Below are 19393 nucleotides of genomic sequence, written 5' to 3' on the forward strand. Positions count from 1 at the left end.
CGGGCCGTGCCCGGCGGAAATGATTGAATCGGAAAAAATCAGCGCCCGGCAACCGCGGCCATGATCGCCTTCTGCACGTGCAGGCGGTTCTCGGCTTCGTTGATGGCGATGCACTGCGGCGAATCCATCACCGCATCGGTGGCCTTCACGTTGCGGCGCAACGGCAGGCAGTGGCTGAACACCCCGTTGTTGGTCAGCGCCATCTTCCGTTCGTCCACGATGAAGTGCTTGAACTGGTCACGGATCGGCTTTTCCGGTTCCCAGTTGCCGAAGAACGGCAGCGCGCCCCAGCTCTTGGCGTAGACCACGTCGGCGCCTGCGTAGGCGCTGTCGATGTCATGGCTGATCTTCAGCGAACCGCCGCTCTCGGCCACGTTCTGCTCGGCCCAGCCCATGTAGCGGTCGTCGAGGATGTAGTCGGCGGTCGGGCACAGCAGGGTCACGTCCATGCCCATGCGGGTGGCGATGGTCAGCGCCGAATTGGCAACGGCAGTGTTCAGCGGCTTGGGGTGGTAGGTCCAGGTCAGCACGTACTTCTTGCCGCGCAGGTCCTGGGTGCCGAAGTGCTCCTGCAGCGCCATGATGTGGGCCAGCTCCTGGCACGGATGGGTGATGGTCTCCATGTTGATGACCGGCACCGGCGAGTACTTGGCGAAGCTGTTGAGGACGATGTCCTGGCGGTCGTAGGCCCAGTCGACGAACTTGGGGAACGCGCGCACGGCGATGATGTCGCAGTAACGGCCCAGCACCTTGGCCACTTCAGCGATGTGCTCTTCGGTATCGCCGTCCATCACCGTGCCGAGGTTGAACTCGATCGGCCACGCATCCTTGCCCGGCTGCAGCACCACCGCGTGGGCGCCGAGCTGGAACGCGCCCAGTTCGAAGCTGGTGCGGGTGCGCATGGACGGGTTGAAGAACACCAGCGCGATCGACTTGCCCTTGAGCTGGTCGCCGAGCTTGTTGCGCTTGAACAGCGCGGCCTGGGTCAGCAGCGCGTCGAGATCGCTGCGGCTCCAGTCCTGGGTGTTCAGGAAGTGCTTGGGGGACATCATCTTTCCTTGCGTGGCGGCGCCGGGTTCGACGCAGTGGAAGGGAAAAGCAGGAACCAAAGGTGGAGCGAAAAGGTTGCAGTTGCAGCTTTCAGAACGCAGAAACGAAAAAACCCAGCCGGCGGGCTGGGTTTTTATCGGACGAACAGCAAAAAGCTCCGGTTACCCAGCGAGAATGTGGGGTTCCGGTCGACGCGCACGCGAGGTCATGCCCGACGCCTGTCGGGCTGCGCTGCTGTCGTGCTGGAAGTCGGTGAGCTTCATGGTCAGCCATCTTTGCATGCGGCCGGGGCCGGCGCAAGGGGCCGCGGTCGCAGAATCAGGGATTGCCGGCCGCACCCTGCTCGGGGCCGACCCAGGGCGTGATCGACACCCGGATCTTGAGCCGGTTGCCGGGGTCTTCCGGTAGCCGCGAGCGGTACTTGGTGCCCTTGTAGACGTAATCCACGTCGTAGGCGATGGGCCGGCGGAATTCACGCCCCACCGGCACGATGCGGCAGTCGCGGGTCAGCATCGGACCGGTGTTGGCCGGCGCCGGGGCCGGCGACTCGGTTCCGACCTCCTCAACGGCCTCCTCGTCACTGCGCTTGAACATCGAGCGCACCGAGTCCCAGAAGCGGCTGATCCGGCCCTTGTCCTCGACCGGCTCCTCGCCGGTCACGTTCACCGGGGCCAGGGTCCGGGTCGACACCGGCTCGCAGTGCTCTTCGGTGCGGGTCGCACGCAGGGTCTGGAACACGGGTTCGACGTTCAGCACCTGCGCGTAGTCGAACTTCACGTTCTCCACGATCACCACCCGGTTGCGGGGCTCGGCCTCCTGGGCCAGCACCACGGCGGGCAGCGCCGACAGGTAGGCCAGGGTCAGCAACGCGGTGGATTTCATTGGCGACGGGAGCAAGGACACGGCAATAGTGTAGGCAGTGGCGAGCGCAAGGGGCTGAACATTACCCGTCCACGCTGCTCCTGCCCACCCCACCCGGAGGAACCGGCGTCCACCGGTGGCAGCCAGTGCCCCCAAAGGGGGCCGACACGTTCTAAAATCACAGGCTTGTCCCCCAGCCACAGCCCCATGACCCTGCGCCTGCACAACAACCTGACTCGCCAGCTCGAACCGTTCACTCCGCTCGACCCGGCCTGTCCGACCCTGTATGTGTGCGGCCCCACGGTCTACAACTACGTGCACATCGGCAACGCCCGTGGCCCGGTGGTGTTCGGGGTGCTGGCCGATCTGCTGCGGCGCCGTTTCGGCGCGCTGCGCTACGCCCGCAACATCACCGACGTGGACGACAAGATCAACACCGCCGCGCGCGAGCAGGGCGTGCCGATCAGCACCATCACCGGCAAGTTCGCCGCCGCCTACCGTGAAGACATGGCCGCGCTGGGCGTGGTACCGCCGGACATCGAACCGGAGGTGACCGCGCACATTCCGCAGATCATCACCATGATCGAGCAGCTGATCGCCAACGGGCATGCCTATGCCGCCGAGGGCCACGTACTGTTCGCAGTGGCCAGCTTCGACGGCTACGGCAAGCTCTCGCGCCGCGACCCCGACGAAATGCTGGCCGGCGCCCGCGTCGACGTGGCCCCGTACAAGCGCGACCCGGGTGATTTCGTGCTGTGGAAGCCGTCCAGCGACGACCTGCCCGGCTGGGCGTCGCCCTGGGGCCGTGGCCGCCCGGGCTGGCACATCGAGTGCTCGGCGATGGCCGCGGCTCACCTGGGTGAGACCATCGACATCCATGCCGGCGGCGTCGACCTGCAGTTCCCGCACCACGAGAACGAGCTTGCGCAGAGCGAATGCGCCCACGGCGGCAAGATCTTCGCCCGCTTCTGGCTGCACAACGGCATGCTCAACTTCGGCGGCGCCAAGATGAGCAAGTCGCTGGGCAACATCGAGCGCGTGCACGATCTGGTGCGCCAGCATCCGCCGGAAGCGCTGCGCCTGGCCCTGCTGTCGGCCCACTACCGGCAGCCGCTGGACTGGTCCGATGCGCTGATCGAACAATCGGTGCGCACCCTGGACCGCCTGTACGGCACCCTGCGCGAATTGGCATCGGTCGAGGCCACTGCAGTGATTCCGGCCACGGTCGAGGCGACCCTGGACGACGATCTCAACACCCCACAGGCGCTGGCCGAAGTGGCCCGCATCGCCGCCGATGCGCGTCGTGCCACCGACCCGGCCGAGCAGGCGCGCCTGAAGGGTGAACTGCTCGGCGCCGGCCTGGCACTGGGCCTGCTGCAGGCCGATCCGGCGCAGTGGTTCGGCACCGCGGCCAGCGATGACGGCGACGATGCCCGCATCCAGGGCCTGATCGATGAGCGCGCCGCGGCCAAGAAGGCACGCGACTTCGCCCGTGCCGACGCCATCCGCGACCAGCTGGCCGCCGAAGGCATCGTGCTGGATGACACCCCGCAGGGCGTTCGCTGGTCGCGCAAGCGCAGCTGACCTGCCCTGCCCCGTGGCCGGTCCGCCGGCCACGCCCCCACCGTAGAGACTGTTGTGACCGACTCCCCGTTCCCGCTTGAATCCACCGCCGCCGAGGCCCAGACCGCCATCGCCGAGGAATTCGGCTTCTTCGGCGACTGGTCCGAGCGCTACCAGTACCTGATCGACCTCGGCCGCAAGCTGCCGGTCTTCCCGGAAGAATGGAAGACCGAAGAGCATCGCCTGCTCGGCTGCCAGTCGATGGTCTGGATCGTGCCGGAAGGCAACGCGCAGTCGCTGCGCTTCCATGCCATCAGCGATTCGGCGATTGTCTCCGGCCTGATCTTCCTGGCGCTGCGCGTGTACTCCGGGCGCTCGGCGCAGGAGATCCTGGCCACCGAACCGAGCTACATCCAGGACATCGGCCTGGCCCGCCACCTCTCGCCCACCCGCAGCAACGGCGTGGCGGCGATGCTGGCGTTCATCCGTGAGACGGCGCAGGCGCAGCTGCAGCGCGACCCGTCGTGAGCGAGCCCGCCACGGCCGAAGACAGTGCACTGGGCCTGCTGTCCCGGCCCGGTTTCGCCAGGCTGCTGGCCTACCGCATCTTTGCGATGCTGTCCTACCAGGTGGTCGCGGTCACTGTCGGCTGGCACATCTACGAAGTCACCCGCAATCCGTTCTCGCTGGGCCTGATCGGCCTGGCCGAGGTCGTGCCGTTCTTCTGCGTGGCTCCGTTCGCCGGTTACCTGGTGGATCACCTGCCGCGCCGTCGGCTGGGCATGGTCGCCTGTTGCGGGCTGATCGCCACTGCACTGGTATTGACCAGCGTGGCCATGGGCTGGTTGCCGATTGACGGCGTGTGGCCGATCTACGCGGCCATCGCGCTGACCGGCATGGTCCGCGCCTTCCTGTCGCCGATCTACAACGCCTTGTTCGCCCGCGTGCTGGCCCGTGACCAGTTCGCGCGTGGCGCCGGCCTGGGCGCGGTGGTGTTCCAGGCCGGCATGATCGCCGGCCCGGCACTGGGTGGCGTGCTGGTCGGCTTCGGTGGCAAAGGCCTGTCCTACGCAGTGGCCACCGCTTTTGCGCTGGTGGCGATGGCCTGCCTGGCCACGCTGAAGGTGGAAGAACCGGTGCATACCGGTCCGGCCGCCCCGATCTTCAAGAGCATCGCTGAAGGCGCGCGCTTCGTGGTCGGCAACCGGATCATGGTCGGCGCGATGGCGCTGGACATGTTCTCGGTGCTGCTGGGCGGCGTGGTGGCGATGCTGCCGGCGTTCCTGCACGAGATCCTGCACCACGGCCCGGAAGGACTGGGCATCCTGCGCGCGATGCCGGCGCTGGGCTCGGTGTGCGTGGGCCTGTGGCTGGCGCGCCACCCGCTGCACCGCAATGCCGGCCGCGTGCTGTTGTTCGCGGTGGCCGGCTTCGGCCTGTGCGTGATCAGCTTCGGGTTGTCGCAGCACTTCTGGCTGTCGGCGCTGATCCTGCTGTTCTACGGCGCGTTCGATGGCGTCTCGGTGGTGATCCGCTCGACCATCCTGCAGTTGGCTACGCCGGAAGAAATGCGCGGTCGCGTATCGTCGATCAACGGCATCTTCATCAGTTCGTCCAATGAGCTGGGCGCGTTCTATGCCGGCACGATGGCGAAGCTGCTCGGCCTGGTGCCGGCGGTGGTGCTGGGCGGATTCGCGGTGCTGAGCGTGGCCGGGATCACCGCGTGGAAGAACCCAACGCTGCGGAAACTGAATCTTCGCGACCTGCAGTAGCGTCGGCTCGTCGTTTCCGCGACAGCCGCTTTACGTGCGCCGACGCATTGGTAGCGCCGGGCCATGCCCGGCGGCCCTTTTCCGCGACCGCGGCGGGGTGTCACTTTCTTTTCGCGAAAAGAAAGTAACCAAAGAAACGCTCCGCCATCCGCGAGCCGGTGCTTCGCACCGGTACCCTGCGCTCCTCGGTGAATCAGGGGACGGCGCCGAACTCGCTGCGCTCAAACAGCGGCGCCTCTTCGCCCCTGATTCCCCTGCGGTGCTCGGCTCGCTACAAAGCGGACCCAACACAGCCGCGAGCGCACGCATGACCGCTCCTGGTAGAGCCAAGCCATGCTTGGCGGTTCTTGTTCTTGCTCTTGCTCTTCCCTACCCTCCGGCTTCGGCCTGAGCCGAGCGTGGGCTCGGCTCTACATCAGCCGCGCACGCAGGGATGCGTCGAGAGCCTGCGGGTGGGTCCGGGCGGGACCGTCCGCGGCATGGATGCCGCAGCCGAGCTTACAGGGATGTACTTGCAGCGTGTCCTGCCCGGACCCACCCGCAGGCTCCCTCCGATACCCGCAAGGCGCTGCTCTACACAGCCAACACGAACCCAACAAAAAACCCGGCCGAAGCCGGGTTTTTCGCATGACCAGACAACGAACTGGAATCAGTCGCCCTGCTGCTTCTGCAGGTGCTCCCAACGCTCCTGGGCGTCGATGGTACGCTCGGCGGTCAGGCGCGCTTCCAGGCGCTCCAGGCCGATTTCTTCGCCGGTGTCGACGCAGTACCCGTAGTCGCCGGCTTCCAGGCGCTTCAGGGTGCTGTCGATCTTGCCGATCAGCTTGCGGTAGCGGTCGCGGGTACGCAGTTCCAGCGAGTTCTCGGTCTCGCGGGTCGCACGCTCGGCTTCGTCGCCGATGTCACGCACTTCCTCGCGCAGGTTCTCGATGGTCTGCTTGGACTCTTCCACCAGGTCCGCGCGCCAGTTCTGCAGGCGCTGGCGGAAATACTCCTGCTGCAGCGAGCTCATGTATTCCTCTTCCGAGGACGGCTTGTAGCCAGCCGGCAGGATCGGGCGGCCAGTGGCCTCGTCGGTCTTGTACTCGACCACCTTGTACTTGCTGCGCGGGGCCGGTGCTGCCGAGCGGGCGGCGACGGCCACGGCAACCTTGCCGACAGGGCGCGACACGGTCTTCGGGGCGGAATCGGATTTCACGGCGGTTTTGGCAGGCGATTTCGAAACGGGCACGGGATTCTTGGATTGCGGGGCCTTCGAAGCGACAGGAGCGGCGGCCGGGGCCGGCGTTGAGGCCGGCTGGGCTGCCGCCACTGCCACGGTCTTGGCCGGGACAGGCTTGGCCGGAGCCGGCTTGGCAGCAGGCTTCGGTGCGGACTTCACTACTGGGGCCGGGGTCGGCTTTGTGGCCGGCGCGGCAACGTTCTTGGCAACCTTCTTTACAGCGGCGGGCGTGGCGGCCGGTTTAGCCGCAGCGACCTTCTTTGCTACGGGCTTGGCGACCGGCTTGGCTGCAGCCTTCTTCACCACCGCCTTCGGCGCTGGCTTGGCGGCTGCCTTCCTGGCCACCGGCTTGGCGGCGGCCTTCTTCACCGGCGCAGCCTTGCTGACGGTCTTCTTCACCGGCGCCTTCTTGCTGGCAGCGGCTGGCTTGGCCTTGGCGGGCGCAGCGGCCTTCTTCGCCACCGGCTTGGTTGCCTTGACCGGCGTTTTCTTTGCGGTGACCTTCCTGGCCGCCGGTTGCGAGGACGCTGCCTTGGTGGCCGGCTTGCTGGCCGGCTTCTTGGCAACGGGCTTTGCCGCCAACTTCTTCACAACAGGCTTGGCGGTTTTCTTGGCGGCCGTTGCGGCCTTCTTTGCAGTTTTTTTAGCAGCCACGAAACGCTCTTCCTTGGATTCCCCGGGGCCCGGGAAAGCGGGCCTTTATAGCCTACCCGACCCGCAGCAGCAACCTTGGCACCCTGCTCCATTCAGTCCTGGAGTCAAGGTGCCCAAGTGGCAGTCCGACGAACACGGACCGCCTTGCGCGGTACGGAACCTGGCCAACACCCGCGGGTGCTGGTACCGGTCGCAGGCCATCGGCGACATGCGACCAACGGCCCATCCTGCACAAATGCGGCCTTCATGCCAACTGGCATAAGATGACTGGGTGATCTCGCGCCTGCTCATTGCCCTGCTGCGCTTCTACAAGCGCTTCATCAGCCCCCTGCTGGGGCCGCGCTGCCGTTTCGTGCCGAGCTGTTCTGAATACGCGATGGATGCCATCTCCCGGCACGGGCCGCTGCGCGGCAGCTGGCTGGCTGCGCGCAGGCTGGGCCGCTGCCATCCGTTCCACCCCGGCGGCTTCGATCCGGTACCCGAATCCACCCACGCCCCCTCTTGCCGTTGCACAGGAAAACACTGACATGTCCTCCACCCTCATCACCAACGCCCGGATGGTCAACGAAGGCCGCACCTTCGACGGCGACCTGCGCATCGAGAACGGCCGCATTGCGCAGATCGGCAACGGGCTGGCGCCGCGCGACGGCGAGCAGGTGGTGGACGCCGCCGGGCGCTGGCTGCTGCCCGGCATGATCGACGACCAGGTGCATTTCCGCGAACCGGGCCTGACCCACAAGGGCGACATCGCCAGCGAATCGGCCGCGGCCGTGGCCGGTGGCCTGACCAGCTTCATGGACATGCCCAACACCAACCCGCCGACGCTGGATTCGACCATCCTGGAAGCCAAGTACGAGCTCGCGCGCGGCCGCGCCTGGGCCAACTACGGCTTCTACCACGGCGCCAGCAATGACAACCTGGAAGCGATCCGTGCGCTGGACCCGAAGAAGGCGCCCGGCGTGAAGGTGTTCATGGGTGCTTCGACCGGCAACATGCTGGTCGACAACCCGGAAACGCTGGACGCGATCTTCCGCGAATGCCCGACCCCGATCATCACGCACTGCGAAGACACGCCGATGATCGATGCCAACCTCAAGGCCTTCCAGGAAAAGTACGGCGATGCGCTGACCCCGGACATGCACCCGGACATCCGTTCGCGCGAAGCCTGCATCAAGTCGACGCGCCTGGCGATGTCGCTGGCACGCAAGCACGGCACCCGCCTGCATGTGCTGCACATCTCCACCGCCGATGAGCTGGCGCTGTTCGAGAAGGGCCCGCTGATCCGCGCCGATGGCAGCCGCAAGCAGATCACCGCCGAAACCTGCGTGCACTTCCTGCACTTCGCGCGTCCGGACTACGCGACCAAGGGCAACCTGATCAAGTGCAACCCGGCAATCAAGGAAGTGTCCGACCGCGAGGCAATCACCGCTGCGTTGGCCGATGACGTGCTGGACGTGCTGGCCACCGACCACGCGCCGCACACCTGGGAAGAGAAGCAGAAGCCCTACGCGCAGGCACCGTCGGGCCTGCCGCTGGTGCAGTACGCGCTGGTGGCCGCGCTGGAGCGGGTGCACGAAGGCAAGCTGACCCGCGAGCAGGTGGTGCAGAAATTCGCACATGCGCCGGCGCAGCTGTTCGACGTGGAAGAACGCGGCTTCCTGCGCGAAGGCTACTTTGCCGACCTGGTGCTGGTGGAGGACGTGCCGTTCACCGTCAAGCGCGAGGACGTGCTGTCCAAGTGCGGCTGGTCGCCGTTCGAGGGCACCACTTTCCGCTCGCGCATCGCCTCCACCTGGGTCAACGGCCAGCAGGTGTGGGACGGCAGCAAGCTGGTGGGTGAACCCGCCGGCCAGCGCATGACCTACGACCGCTGATGCGCTCGGCACTGATGCTCGGGGCGCTGCTGCTGGCCGCGCCCCTGTTTTCCACTTCCCCGGCGCAGGCGCAGGATGGCATCGGCAGCCTGATCGACAGCCGCGTGGTGTTCCCGGCCAGTGCGTCGCAGGGCGCGCTGGTGATCGGCAAGGTACCCGCCGGCAGTCGCGTGCAGTATGCCGGCCGCCAGCTGCGGGTAAGCGGCTACGGCAGCGTGGTGTTCGGCATCGGCCGCGACGAGAAGGGTCCGCTGCGCGTACAGGTGCAACGCCCCGATGGTGGCAGCGAGACCGCGACCATTGCGGTGACGCCGCGCGACTGGCCCACCGAGCGGGTCAACGGGGTGCCACCGAAGACGGTCAATCCGCCGGCGGCGATCGCCGAGCGGATCAAGCGCGAACAGGCGCAGGTGACCGCCGCACGTGCCCGTGATGACGACCGCACCGACTTCACCCAGACTTTCATCTGGCCGGTACAGGGCCGCATCAGCGGCCGCTTCGGCAATGCACGCGTCTACAACGGGCAGCCGGGGGCCGGTCACTCCGGCATGGACATCGCGGTGCCGACCGGCACCCCGGTGAAGGCGCCGGCGGCCGGCATCGTGACCTTCGCCGGTCCGGACCTGTACCTGACCGGTGGCACGCTGCTGCTCGACCACGGCTTCGGGGTCAGCTCCAACTTCCTGCACCTTTCGCGCATCGACGTAAAAGTTGGCGACCGTGTAGAGCAGGGCCAGGTGATCGCTGCCGTCGGCGCCACCGGCCGTGCCACCGGCCCGCACCTGCACTGGGGCATGAACTGGTTCGACACCCGCATCGACCCGTTGCTGGTGCTGGAGCGTAAGTAACGCGCGTCACTCGCTGGAGTGGCATCCCGCTTCTGTAGAGCCGAGCCCATGCTCGGCTGCTGTTGCGCTGGCGCGGTGAGCCGAGCCGAGCATGGGCTCGGCTCTACAGACAGGATGCGGATCAAGGTCCGCACCCACCAGAATCGATCAACCGCGCGCGGCCCACCACACGCGCAGCAACGTGCGCACCGGGGTGGCTTCGATTGGCTTGCCTGCGGCCTGCGCGGCAACGCGTGCGCGCGCCAGGCTCGACCACACGCGCCGCGGGCGCGGACCCGGCACGCGGCTGCCCCATCCTTTCAACAGGTACTGGGCCCAGCGCTGCGCGGCCGTGCTGGAATCCTCATCCAACAGGCTGCGCGGCACACCGGCCACGCCGGCGTCCTGCAGGCGCTGGGCCAGGGTCTGCAGCTGCACCGCACGACCGGCGCCGGTGCGCGGCTTGTCGGCAAACAAGGCCGCTTCCACTGCGGCCACGGCGTCGGCGTAATTGGCCAGCGCACGCTCGGCACCGGCTGCATCCAGCGCAACGGTACGCGCTTCAACGAGGTCCGGCAGTGCTTCGGCCAGTTGCACCCACGGCGCACGCACCGGCTCCAGCAGACGGCCCAGCGGATGGCGCGAACGATGCCCTGCCCAGCTGCGCAGCTCCTCGCCCCACCACGCCAGCTTGGCATCGGCGGGCAGCGGATCGCCGCTGGTGTTGAGCATGTCGTCGAACTCCTGCAGCAGCGCAAACCACGCCACTGCGAGCTCGCGTTGCGGTTCGGCCACGAACGGGGCGGCCACCGACCATTCCGGCCAACGGCTGCGCCACTTGTCGAGGAAACTGTCCAGCGCGGTACTGCTCACTACGGGATTCCTTACGGCTGGGCCGGGGCTGCCGGCCGGGTCGGCCAGAGACTGGCCAGTTGCAGAAGTTCAGCGTTCTCGACCAGCACGTCGGCCTGCCAGGCCAGCGGATCGTCGCTGTGCAGGCGGTAGCCCCACAGCGCCGCCACCGACGGCATCGCGGCAGCACGTGCAGCGATGATGTCGCGCTCGTCATCACCCACGTACACGCAGTCTTCGGCGGCCATGCCAATGGCCTGCGCAGCGTGCAGCAGTGGAAGCGGGTGCGGCTTGCGCTCGGCCAGGCTGTCACCGCCGACCAGCACCGCGCATCGCTGCTGCCAACCATGCTGCGGCAGGATCAGGCGCGCCAGGTACTCCGGCTTGTTGGTGACGATGCCCCATACCGTACCGGCCTCATCCAGCGCGGCGAGCATGCCGGCCACGCCGTCGAACAGCACCGCGTGCCGGCCGATCAGCGCTTCGTAGCGCTGCAGGAATTCCGGGATCAATGCATCGCGCGCAGCGGCATCCAGGTCCGGGAAAGCGGCCCCGACCATCGCGCGCGAGCCCTTGGAGACCACCGGCCGCAGCTGCGCCGGATCGACCGCTGCCCGGCCCCGCTCGGCCAGCATCGCATTGCAGGTGGCGACGAAGTCCGGCGCGCTGTCCAGCAACGTGCCATCCAGGTCGAACAGCACCGCACGCGGGAAGCGGGCGGAGGTCATGCCGGCTTGACCGCGTAGGCCAGGTAGTTGATGTCGGTGCGGCTGCTCAGGCGGGCATGGTTGCGCCACGGCTCGTAGGCCATGCCGCTGACATCCACCAGCTGCAGGTCGGCCTCGCGCAGCCAGCGCGCCAGCTCGGCCGGCTTGATGAATTCCTGGTAGTGGTGGGTGCCCCTGGGCAGCAGCCGCGCCACGTACTCGGCGCCGACAATCGCCACCGCGAAGGCGGCCGCGGTGCGGTTGATGGTCGACAGGAACAGGTGGCCGCCCGGCTTCAGCAGGCGCTTGCAGGCGTCGATGATCGCGCCCGGGTCTGGCACGTGCTCGAGCATTTCCATGCAGGTGAGCACATCGAAACTGCCCGGCTGCTCGGCGGCCAGATCCTCGGCGGCCTGCACGCGGTAGTCGACCTTGGCGCCGCTTTCCAGCGCATGCAGGCGCGCGACCTTCACCAGTTCCGGGGCCAGGTCGATGGCGGTGACGTCGGCGCCGGCCTGCGCCAGTGCTTCGCTCAGCAGTCCGCCACCGCAGCCGATGTCGAGCACGCGCGCGCCACGCAACGGCACGCGGTCGGCGACGTACTTCAGGCGCACCGGGTTCAGCGCATGCAGCGGCTTCTGCGGGCCGTCAGCATCCCACCAGCGGTTGGCCAGCGCGGCGAACTTGTCCAGCTCGGCCTGATCGAAATTGGAGGAAGCGTGGGGGGCAGTCATGAGGGGTCCTTGCGGCGCCGGGGGTCAGGCGCGGATATGACGGATACGCTCGCGCCACTGGCGCGCGTTGGCGATGATGCCCGGCAGGTCCATGCCGACCAGCTCGCGCTGCACCAGCTTCGGCTTGCCGGCGATCCAGACGTCGCTGACCTGCTGGCGGCCGGTGGCATACACCAGCTGCGACAGCACGTTGTGCAGCGGCTGGGTTTCCAGCGCCGACAGGTCGACACAGACCAGGTCGGCCTGCTTGCCGACTTCGATCGAACCGATGCGGTCAGCAAAGCCCAGCGCACGGGCACCGCCCAGCGTCGCTGCGCGCAGCGTGGTGGCCGCGTCCAGCGCGGTGGCATCATCGGCCACGGCCTTGGCCAGGATCGCTGCGGTACGGTTCTCGCTGAACATGTCCAGATCGTTGTTGCTGGCGCAGCCATCGGTGCCGATCGCCAGGTTCACACCGGCGCGCTGCAGGGCGCAGGCCGGGCAGAAGCCGGAGGCCAGCTTCAGGTTCGATTCGGGGCAATGCACGACGCTGACGCCGCGTTCGGCGCACAGGTGGATTTCCGCATCGGTCAGCTGGGTCATGTGCACCGCGATCAGGCGGTCGTTGACCAGGCCAAGGCGATCCAGCCGCGCCAGCGGGCGCTGGCCGTGCAGCTTGATCGAATCGTTGATCTCCTGCGCGGTCTCGTGGGTGTGCAGGTGCACCTGCATGTCGAGCTGGTCGGACAGCATACGCACCCGCTCGAAGTTGGCATCGTTGACCGTGTACGGCGCATGCGGCGCGAACGCGGTCCCGATCAGCGGATCGGTGCGCCACTGGTCGTGCAGTTCACCAGCCTTGGCGAAGTATTCGTCATCGGTCCTGGCCCAGGCGGTGGGGAAATCGATGATGACCGCGCCGACCAGCGCGCGGAAACCGTGCTTCTTGTAGACCGCGGCCTGCACGTCGCCGAAGAAGTAGTTCTCGTTGGCGCAGGTGGTGCCGCCGCGCAGCATCTCGGCGATGGCCAGGGTGGTGCCGTCGGCCACGAATTCCGGCCCGATCACGGCCGCTTCCACCGGCCAGATGTGCTGCTGCAGCCAGGTCATCAGCGGCAGGTCGTCGGCGACGCCGCGCAGCAGGGTCATCGGGTTGTGCGTGTGCGCGTTGACCAGGCCCGGCATCAGCGCCGACTCGGGGCGGCTGACCACCTGCGCGGCACGGAAGCGTGCGCGCGCCTCGGCACGCGGCAGGATGGCCACGATCTCGCTGCCACGCACGGCAACGGCATGGTCTTCCAGCACCACCGCATGCGGCTCGATCGGAACGACATGACCAGCTTCGATGAGCAGGTCGCAGGCTTCGGGGAGGTGCGGGCTATCGCTCATGCGGGCTCACTGGCTGGGGGGCGGCGAGATACTTCTGGGGACACGCCCCTGGGTCAGGGGCTGCCGCGAAGCGGCGGGGTCTGGAGACCCGTGAAGCGGGGCCCATGATCTGCCGAAGCAGATCATGGGAGCGCCAGCGCGAATGCGCTGGCGCGTGTCCGAGCATGGCTCGGCTCTACAGCAAGGTCGGCCTGCGGCCGGAACCTTATTTGACGCGTGCGGAGTATTCGCCCGAACGGGTGTCAACGCGGATCACTTCGTCCTGGTTGACGAACAGCGGCACGCGGACCACGGCACCGGTTTCCAGGGTGGCCGGCTTGCCGCCGCCGCCCGAGGTGTCGCCACGGACGCCCGGATCGGTTTCGGTGATCTTCAGTTCGACGAAGTTCGGCGGCTGAACGAAGATCGGCTCGCCGTTCCACAGGGTGACCACGCAGGACTCTTCGCCCTTCAGCCACTTCTCGGCGCCGCCCATGCCAGCCTTGGTGGCCTGGACCTGTTCGAAGGACTCCGGGTCCATGAAGTGCCAGTACTCGCCGTCGCTGTACATGAAGTTCATGTCGGTATCGACGACGTCGGCTGCATCCAGCGAGTCGGTCGACTTCATCGTCACTTCCTGGGTACGGCCGTCCTTGATCAGGCGGTACTTGACGCGGGTGAAGGCCTGGCCCTTGCCCGGCTTGACGTATTCGGTGTCGATGATGACGGCCGGTTGGTTGTTGACCAGGATCTTCATCCCGTTCTTGACGTCGTTCATGCCGTAGCTGGCCATGCGTAAACTCCTGAGTGGCAGAAACGCCGCGGGTGCGGCGAGCCGTTAGAATGGAAAGCCCACCGGATGCCGGTGGGCGACTGTTTTTCTGCCCCCATGATAACCGCAGGCCCCCTCTCCATGCAGCTTTCCGCCTTCCCCCGGCCCCAGTCGCCAGGCGCGCCCGCGCGCTGGCAGCAGCTCTGGCGCCAGGCGCTGCGCGACCCGCACGCCCTGCTGGCCCGGCTGCAGCTGGACCCGGCGGCGCTGGGTGTCTCGGAGGCGGCCATGGACCAGTTCGCATTGCGCGTGCCCGAGGGCTTCGTGGCCCGCATGCGCGTGGGCGATGCGGCCGACCCGCTGCTGCGCCAGGTGCTGCCGATCGACGAGGAAATGCGCCCGGCGCCCGGGTTCAGCTTCGACGCGGTGGGCGATGGTGCCGCCAAGAAGGCTACCGGGGTGATCCAGAAGTACCGTGGCCGTGCCCTGCTGGTTGCCACTGGCAGCTGCGCGATCAACTGCCGCTACTGCTTCCGCCGCCACTTCGACTATGCCGCGGAAAACGCTGCCAAGGGCGGCTGGCAGGAGGCCGTAGCCGCCATCGCGGCCGACCCGGACATCGATGAGGTGATCCTGTCCGGCGGTGACCCGTTGTCACTGGCCACGCACAAGCTGGTCGAGCTGACCGACGCCCTGCGCGCGATTCCGCATATCCGCCGCCTGCGCATCCATACCCGGCTGCCGATCGTGCTGCCGGAACGCGTGGACGATGAACTGGTGTGCTGGCTGGGCAGCCTGCCATGGCCGCTGGCGATCGTGGTCCACGCCAATCACGCCAATGAATTCGACGCCAGTGTGGACGCGGCGATGGCCCGCCTGCGCGGCGTCGGCGCCCAGCTGCTGAACCAGGCGGTACTGCTGCGCGGGGTCAACGACAGCGTGCAGGCCCTGCAGGACCTGAGCGAGCGCAGCTTCGCCGCTGGCGTGCTGCCCTACTACCTGCACCAGCTGGACCGGGTCGAAGGCGTGGCCCACTTCGAAGTGGATGATGCCCAGGCCAAGGCGCTGATTGCCGGCCTGACCGCACGCCTGTCCGGCTATCTGATTCCGAAACTGGTGCGCGAGCTGCCGGGCGACCCGAGCAAGCGCCCGCTGTAATCCGGGGGCGGGGTCAGATCCCTTTTCCTGCGGAAAAGGGATCTGACCCCAGGACAACGGCAGCAGGTCAGAGGCCCGATTCGATCATCCGCACCACTTCGGTGGCGGTCACCGGGTGGCTCAGCCAGTAGCCCTGGCCAAGATCGCAGCCGCGCTGCACCAGCAGTTCGAACTGCGCCTGCTGCTCGATGCCCTCGGCCACCACGGTGATGCCCAGTGCGTGGGCCATGGCGATGATCGCCGTGGTCAGCGCCAGATCGTCGGGATCGCGCTGCATGTCGGCCACGAAGCTCTTGTCGATCTTCACGCCGTCCACCGGTACCTGCCGAAGATGGCTGAGACCGGAGAAGCCGGTGCCGAAATCGTCCAGCCAGACCTTCACGCCGGTGCGGTGCAGCTTGTCCAGCAGCTGCGCGGCGACCATTTCGTCGCCGATCACCGCGGTTTCGGTCAACTCCAGGTGCAGGCGCGACGCCGGCAGCCCGGACTCGTGCAGGCACTGCGCGACCAATGCCGGCAGTTCACCGCCGCGCAGCTGCCGCGGCGACACATTCACCGACACGAACAGATCATCGCCGCCCGCCCCGCGTGGCCACTGCGAGGCTTCCATGCAGGCCGCACGCAGCACCTTCGGCCCGATGAGCTCGATCAGCCCGCTCTGCTCGGCCACTTCGATGAACACCGACGGCGGAATCGTGCCCAGGGTCGGATGCTGCCAGCGCAGCAGCACTTCCACGCCGACCATGCGGCGATCGCGCATGCGGAAGATCGGCTGGTAGGCCAGGCGCAACTCGCCGCGCTCCCAGGCCCCGCGCAGCTCCTGCTCCATGTGCACGCGGCGCTCGACCGCGTGGTCCATCGCACGGCTGTAATAGCGGTAGCAGTTCTTGCCGGCCATCTTGGCCTGGTACATGGCGATGTCGCCGTTCTTCAGCAGCGTGGTCGCATCGGCGGCATCATCCGGGAACAGGGTCACGCCGATCGAAGTGCCCAGGAACAGTTCCCGGCCCTGCACCACCAGCGGCTTGCCCAGCTCGCGCACCAGCACTTCGGCCAGCAGCCGTGCGTTGGCCGCCACGTCGCCATCACCGACCAGGATCACGAACTCGTCGCCGCCAAAGCGGGCCAGCAGGGCTTCATCGCCACCGGCCTCGGTAACCGCACTGCCGATGCGCTGCGCGAACTGCAACAGCGCTTCGTCACCGGCCTCATGGCCCAGGGTATCGTTGACGCGCTTGAAATCGTCGATATCGGCAAACAGCAGGCCCAGCCGATGATTGGATGCGCGCGCGGCCATCAGGCGATGGTCCAGCGCCTCCCTGAATGCCAACCGGTTGGTCAGCCCGGTCAGTGCATCGGTATAGGCCATGCGCCGCACCTCGCGGTCATGGCGGGCGATGGCATCGCGCATGCGGGCGAAGCCGCGCACCAGCTCGCCGACTTCGTCGTCGCGGGTGTTCTCGGCCAGCGGCGCCTGGTAGTCGCCAGCCTCGATGCGGCGCGCCGCAGCGGCCAGGTCCCGGATCGGCGCCACCAGGGTGCGCTGCACGTACAGGATCACCACCACGCCGATCACCACCAGCAGGCCCAGCATCAGCAGCAGCCAGCCCAGGTGGCGGCTGCCGACCTGCTGCAGGCGCTCGCCGAGCGTGGCATTGGCGGCCTGTTCGCGCTGCTGCACCTCGTCCAGCGCCATGCCGACGCGGACGCCGCCGATGCGCTGGTTGCCGACCATGATCGGCATGGTGTTGTCGAGTACCTTGGGCGATTCCTGCACCACCAGCGCCTGCGCCACCGCGGCCTTGGGGGCCAGCGGGTCGGTCATCGGCTGGCCGAAGCCGGACACCTCGATCGAGCCGTCGTGCACCAGCCGGCCACGTTCGTCGAACACCAGCACATAGCGCACGACCGGCTGCCGTGCGGTGCTGCGCACCAGCGCACCGACCTGGTCCAGGTCGCGGTAGTACAGCGGGTTGGCCAGCGCGTCGGACAGCTCGCGCGCCATCGCTTCGCCGCGGCTGCGCACGCTGCGGTCGAACAGTTCATGGATGACGCCACCACTGAGGTTGCGCACCTCGCCCTGCATCGCCGCCTGCCGCCCCAGCAACACCGCCAGGATCGCCACCACCACGACCATCGCCCCGCCCATCGCGAGCAGGAACCGGGCCTGCATTCCCGAGCCGAGCCACTTCATTCCACTTCCATCCGCACGCGCGTCAATCCTTGTTTCAATTCATCCAGCCGCTGCTGCGCATGCGCATCGACGCGGTGGAAACCGGAAGTGCCGAAAAACCGATGCAGCGCCCCCTGTGCCTGCGGGTCGCTGGCCGCCTGCAGCAGGACGTCCTGCAGCCGGTCACGTACCCGCGGGTCAAGGTCGGCGCGAACCATTTCCACCGCCCGTGGGTAGGGTTCGGTGCGCAGCAGTTCGCGGAAGTTGCGCCGGAATGCCGTCGGCATCCGTCGCTCGTCATTCCAGTCCACGCTGCTCACCGCCCCCACTTCGACCATGCCCTTGTGCACGAACGTGGCGATGTTCAACTCGCTACGTGCGAACACGTACCCCACGCTGTCCCGGCCCGGCGCGTCCCACACACCGGCCAGGATCTGCGGCGCCAGCCCCTCCTGCAGCAGCGTCATCACCGGCACCAGGTAGGCACTGGTGGACGCCGTGTTCTGCAGCGCCAGGCGATGCCCGCGCAGGTCCTGGATCCGCTGGATCGGACTGTCGCGACGCACGAAGAACACGGTCTGGTACTCACGCACGCCATTGCGCTCGGTCAGCAGCAGCGGCCGCGCGCCACTGCGCTGGCCCAGTGCCACCGCCGTACCCGACGTTTCCGTGACCCAGTCGACCCGCCCCCGCCGCAGATAGCTGGCCATCTGCTGCGGGTCGCGTGCCATCAGGATCCGCCCTTCGGTGATGCCGACGTCGTGCATGCGTGCCACTACATAGTCCAGCAACGGTTGCAGCTGCTCGTAATGGGCCTTGGGATCATCGCTGATCCGGCCCAGCACCAGCACCCGGTCCGCTGCTGCATGTACCGTCCCGGCCAGCAGGATCATGACCAGGCTCAGCAGTCCCCTCTGCACTGCCCTTCGCAGACCCGACACAGGCTTCATCCCCCCTGGGTATCCGGACAGACTACCCGAAAAAATGAGAACGTCGTCAGCTGTCCTTGTTGCCCGCCTGTGCCAGCCGCGCCATCCGCTGGGTGTCGGCAAGGATGCCGCGCAACAGGCGCACTTCCTGCTCGCTCGGCTCGCTGCGCAGGAACAGCCGGCGCAGCTTGCGCATCGCCGATTCCGGGGCGCGGCCCTTGTGGAAATCGATCTCGTCCAGGGTGTCGCCAAGCTGGGCGAAGAAGCTCTCCATCTGCTCATGGCTTGCTGCCTGTTCGCGGAAACCGGGCTCGGCGTCCGCGGCCGGCTGCGCGCCCAGCAGCTGCATGCGTGTCTCATAGGCCAGCACCTGCACGGCGGCCGCCAGGTTGAGCGAGCTGAACGCCGGATCGGACGGGATGTGCACCGCCGCGTGGCAGAGCTGCAGTTCTTCGTTGGTCAGGCCAGTGCGCTCACGGCCGAACACCAGCGCCACCTCGGCGCCCTCGCCCGCCTTGGCCACCGCACGAGCGGCGGCATCGGCCGGCAGGTACTCCTCCAGCTGCACGCGGCGGGCACGCGCGGTGCAGCCCAGCACCAGGCGGCAATCGGCCACGGCCTCGGCCAGGGTGGCGACCACCGGGGCGTCCCCCAGCACATCTTCGGCACCGGCAGAGCGGCGGAAGGCCTCCTCGTCCAGCGGTTTCTCGGGGGCGACCAGCACCAGGCGGGCCAGGCCCATGGTCTTCAGGGCACGGGCGGCGGCGCCCATGTTGCCGGGGTGCTGGGTACCGACCAGGACGAATCGGAGGCGGGTGGCGGTGGGAAACTGGGACATGAACAGGGAAAAGGTCGAGCTGGACGATGACCAATGGTAAACTGTGCGGCCGGCCACTGC

General features: G+C 67.5%; 18 protein-coding genes. 7 read left to right on the top strand and 11 right to left on the bottom strand.

Going from position 1 to position 19393, the window contains the following annotated elements; all coding sequences use genetic code 11:
- Positions 1–38: 38 nt before the first annotated feature.
- Together AC5P7X_RS14290 and AC5P7X_RS14295 are read right to left on the bottom strand one after the other, a co-directional pair.
- A complete protein-coding gene (locus AC5P7X_RS14290) occupies positions 39–1049 on the bottom strand; it encodes an N-acetylornithine carbamoyltransferase (protein ID WP_005417714.1) in 1011 nt (336 codons plus the stop codon).
- Positions 1050–1368: 319 nt separating this feature from the next.
- Entirely contained in the window at positions 1369–1932 is a 564-nt protein-coding gene (locus AC5P7X_RS14295; protein WP_053499984.1) for a glycine zipper 2TM domain-containing protein, read from the bottom strand.
- Between the two features lie 186 nt (positions 1933–2118).
- Here AC5P7X_RS14295 and cysS point away from each other — a divergent pair, with 186 nt between their 5' ends.
- The 3 genes from cysS to AC5P7X_RS14310 are packed head-to-tail and all read left to right on the top strand — an operon-like array spanning position 2119 to position 5246.
- Positions 2119–3495 (top strand): cysteine--tRNA ligase, encoded by a 1377-nt coding sequence (cysS, locus tag AC5P7X_RS14300; protein WP_053499986.1) that lies wholly within the window; start codon positions 2119–2121, stop codon positions 3493–3495.
- Positions 3496–3549: 54 nt separating this feature from the next.
- Positions 3550–4002 carry a SufE family protein gene (locus AC5P7X_RS14305; protein WP_053499987.1) on the top strand — a complete coding sequence of 151 codons (453 nt, stop codon included), beginning with the start codon at positions 3550–3552 and terminating at the stop codon, positions 4000–4002.
- A complete protein-coding gene (locus tag AC5P7X_RS14310; RefSeq protein ID WP_005417718.1) occupies positions 3999–5246 on the top strand; it encodes an MFS transporter in 1248 nt (415 codons plus the stop codon). The genes AC5P7X_RS14305 and AC5P7X_RS14310 overlap by 4 nt, the downstream gene beginning before the upstream one ends.
- Before the next feature lie 649 nt (positions 5247–5895).
- Here the strand turns inward: AC5P7X_RS14310 and dksA are convergent.
- Positions 5896–7122 (bottom strand): RNA polymerase-binding protein DksA, encoded by a 1227-nt coding sequence (gene dksA, locus AC5P7X_RS14315; RefSeq protein WP_495215054.1) that lies wholly within the window; start codon positions 7120–7122, stop codon positions 5896–5898.
- Positions 7123–7393: 271 nt separating this feature from the next.
- Between dksA and yidD the strand changes: the two genes are divergently transcribed.
- From yidD to AC5P7X_RS14330, 3 genes are read left to right on the top strand one after another with little or no spacing between them, the layout of a single operon-like run.
- A complete protein-coding gene (gene yidD / locus AC5P7X_RS14320; RefSeq protein ID WP_005417723.1) occupies positions 7394–7648 on the top strand; it encodes a membrane protein insertion efficiency factor YidD in 255 nt (84 codons plus the stop codon).
- A 1-nt stretch (position 7649) separates the two neighbouring features.
- Positions 7650–8996: a dihydroorotase gene (locus AC5P7X_RS14325; RefSeq protein ID WP_053500532.1), complete on the top strand. Its 1347-nt coding sequence runs from the start codon at positions 7650–7652 to the stop codon at positions 8994–8996.
- Entirely contained in the window at positions 8996–9844 is an 849-nt protein-coding gene (locus AC5P7X_RS14330; protein WP_053500534.1) for a M23 family metallopeptidase, read from the top strand. Before AC5P7X_RS14325 ends, AC5P7X_RS14330 begins: the two co-directional genes overlap by 1 nt.
- Before the next feature lie 147 nt (positions 9845–9991).
- Here AC5P7X_RS14330 and AC5P7X_RS14335 read toward each other — a convergent pair whose 3' ends face one another.
- From AC5P7X_RS14335 to efp, 5 genes are all read right to left on the bottom strand, one after another.
- Positions 9992–10696 (bottom strand): squalene/phytoene synthase family protein, encoded by a 705-nt coding sequence (locus AC5P7X_RS14335; RefSeq protein ID WP_065196619.1) that lies wholly within the window; start codon positions 10694–10696, stop codon positions 9992–9994.
- Between the two features lie 11 nt (positions 10697–10707).
- A complete protein-coding gene (locus tag AC5P7X_RS14340) occupies positions 10708–11403 on the bottom strand; it encodes a phosphoglycolate phosphatase (RefSeq protein ID WP_372484015.1) in 696 nt (231 codons plus the stop codon).
- Positions 11400–12116: a bifunctional 2-polyprenyl-6-hydroxyphenol methylase/3-demethylubiquinol 3-O-methyltransferase UbiG gene (ubiG, locus tag AC5P7X_RS14345; protein ID WP_053500538.1), complete on the bottom strand. Its 717-nt coding sequence runs from the start codon at positions 12114–12116 to the stop codon at positions 11400–11402. The genes AC5P7X_RS14340 and ubiG overlap by 4 nt, the downstream gene beginning before the upstream one ends.
- A 24-nt stretch (positions 12117–12140) precedes the next feature.
- Positions 12141–13484 carry a TRZ/ATZ family hydrolase gene (locus AC5P7X_RS14350; protein ID WP_053500540.1) on the bottom strand — a complete coding sequence of 448 codons (1344 nt, stop codon included), beginning with the start codon at positions 13482–13484 and terminating at the stop codon, positions 12141–12143.
- A gap of 205 nt (positions 13485–13689) precedes the next feature.
- Entirely contained in the window at positions 13690–14256 is a 567-nt protein-coding gene (gene efp / locus AC5P7X_RS14355; RefSeq protein WP_005410381.1) for an elongation factor P, read from the bottom strand.
- A gap of 96 nt (positions 14257–14352) precedes the next feature.
- Between efp and epmB the strand changes: the two genes are divergently transcribed.
- Positions 14353–15393, top strand: a complete 1041-nt coding sequence (gene epmB, locus AC5P7X_RS14360; RefSeq protein WP_111176194.1) for an EF-P beta-lysylation protein EpmB — start codon at positions 14353–14355, stop codon at positions 15391–15393.
- A gap of 67 nt (positions 15394–15460) precedes the next feature.
- Here the strand turns inward: epmB and AC5P7X_RS14365 are convergent, their stop codons facing one another.
- From AC5P7X_RS14365 to AC5P7X_RS14375, 3 genes are all read right to left on the bottom strand, one after another.
- Positions 15461–17587: a putative bifunctional diguanylate cyclase/phosphodiesterase gene (locus tag AC5P7X_RS14365; protein ID WP_005417742.1), complete on the bottom strand. Its 2127-nt coding sequence runs from the start codon at positions 17585–17587 to the stop codon at positions 15461–15463.
- The gene (locus AC5P7X_RS14370) at positions 17584–18459 is read right to left on the bottom strand and encodes a phosphate/phosphite/phosphonate ABC transporter substrate-binding protein (RefSeq protein ID WP_495215068.1); all 876 of its coding nucleotides are present in this window, start codon (positions 18457–18459) and stop codon (positions 17584–17586) included. The genes AC5P7X_RS14365 and AC5P7X_RS14370 overlap by 4 nt, the downstream gene beginning before the upstream one ends.
- A 103-nt stretch (positions 18460–18562) precedes the next feature.
- Positions 18563–19333 carry an RNA methyltransferase gene (locus AC5P7X_RS14375; RefSeq protein WP_495215055.1) on the bottom strand — a complete coding sequence of 257 codons (771 nt, stop codon included), beginning with the start codon at positions 19331–19333 and terminating at the stop codon, positions 18563–18565.
- Positions 19334–19393: the final 60 nt, after the last annotated feature.

Source organism: Stenotrophomonas sp. YJH_SMC_53 (genome assembly GCF_059369995.1).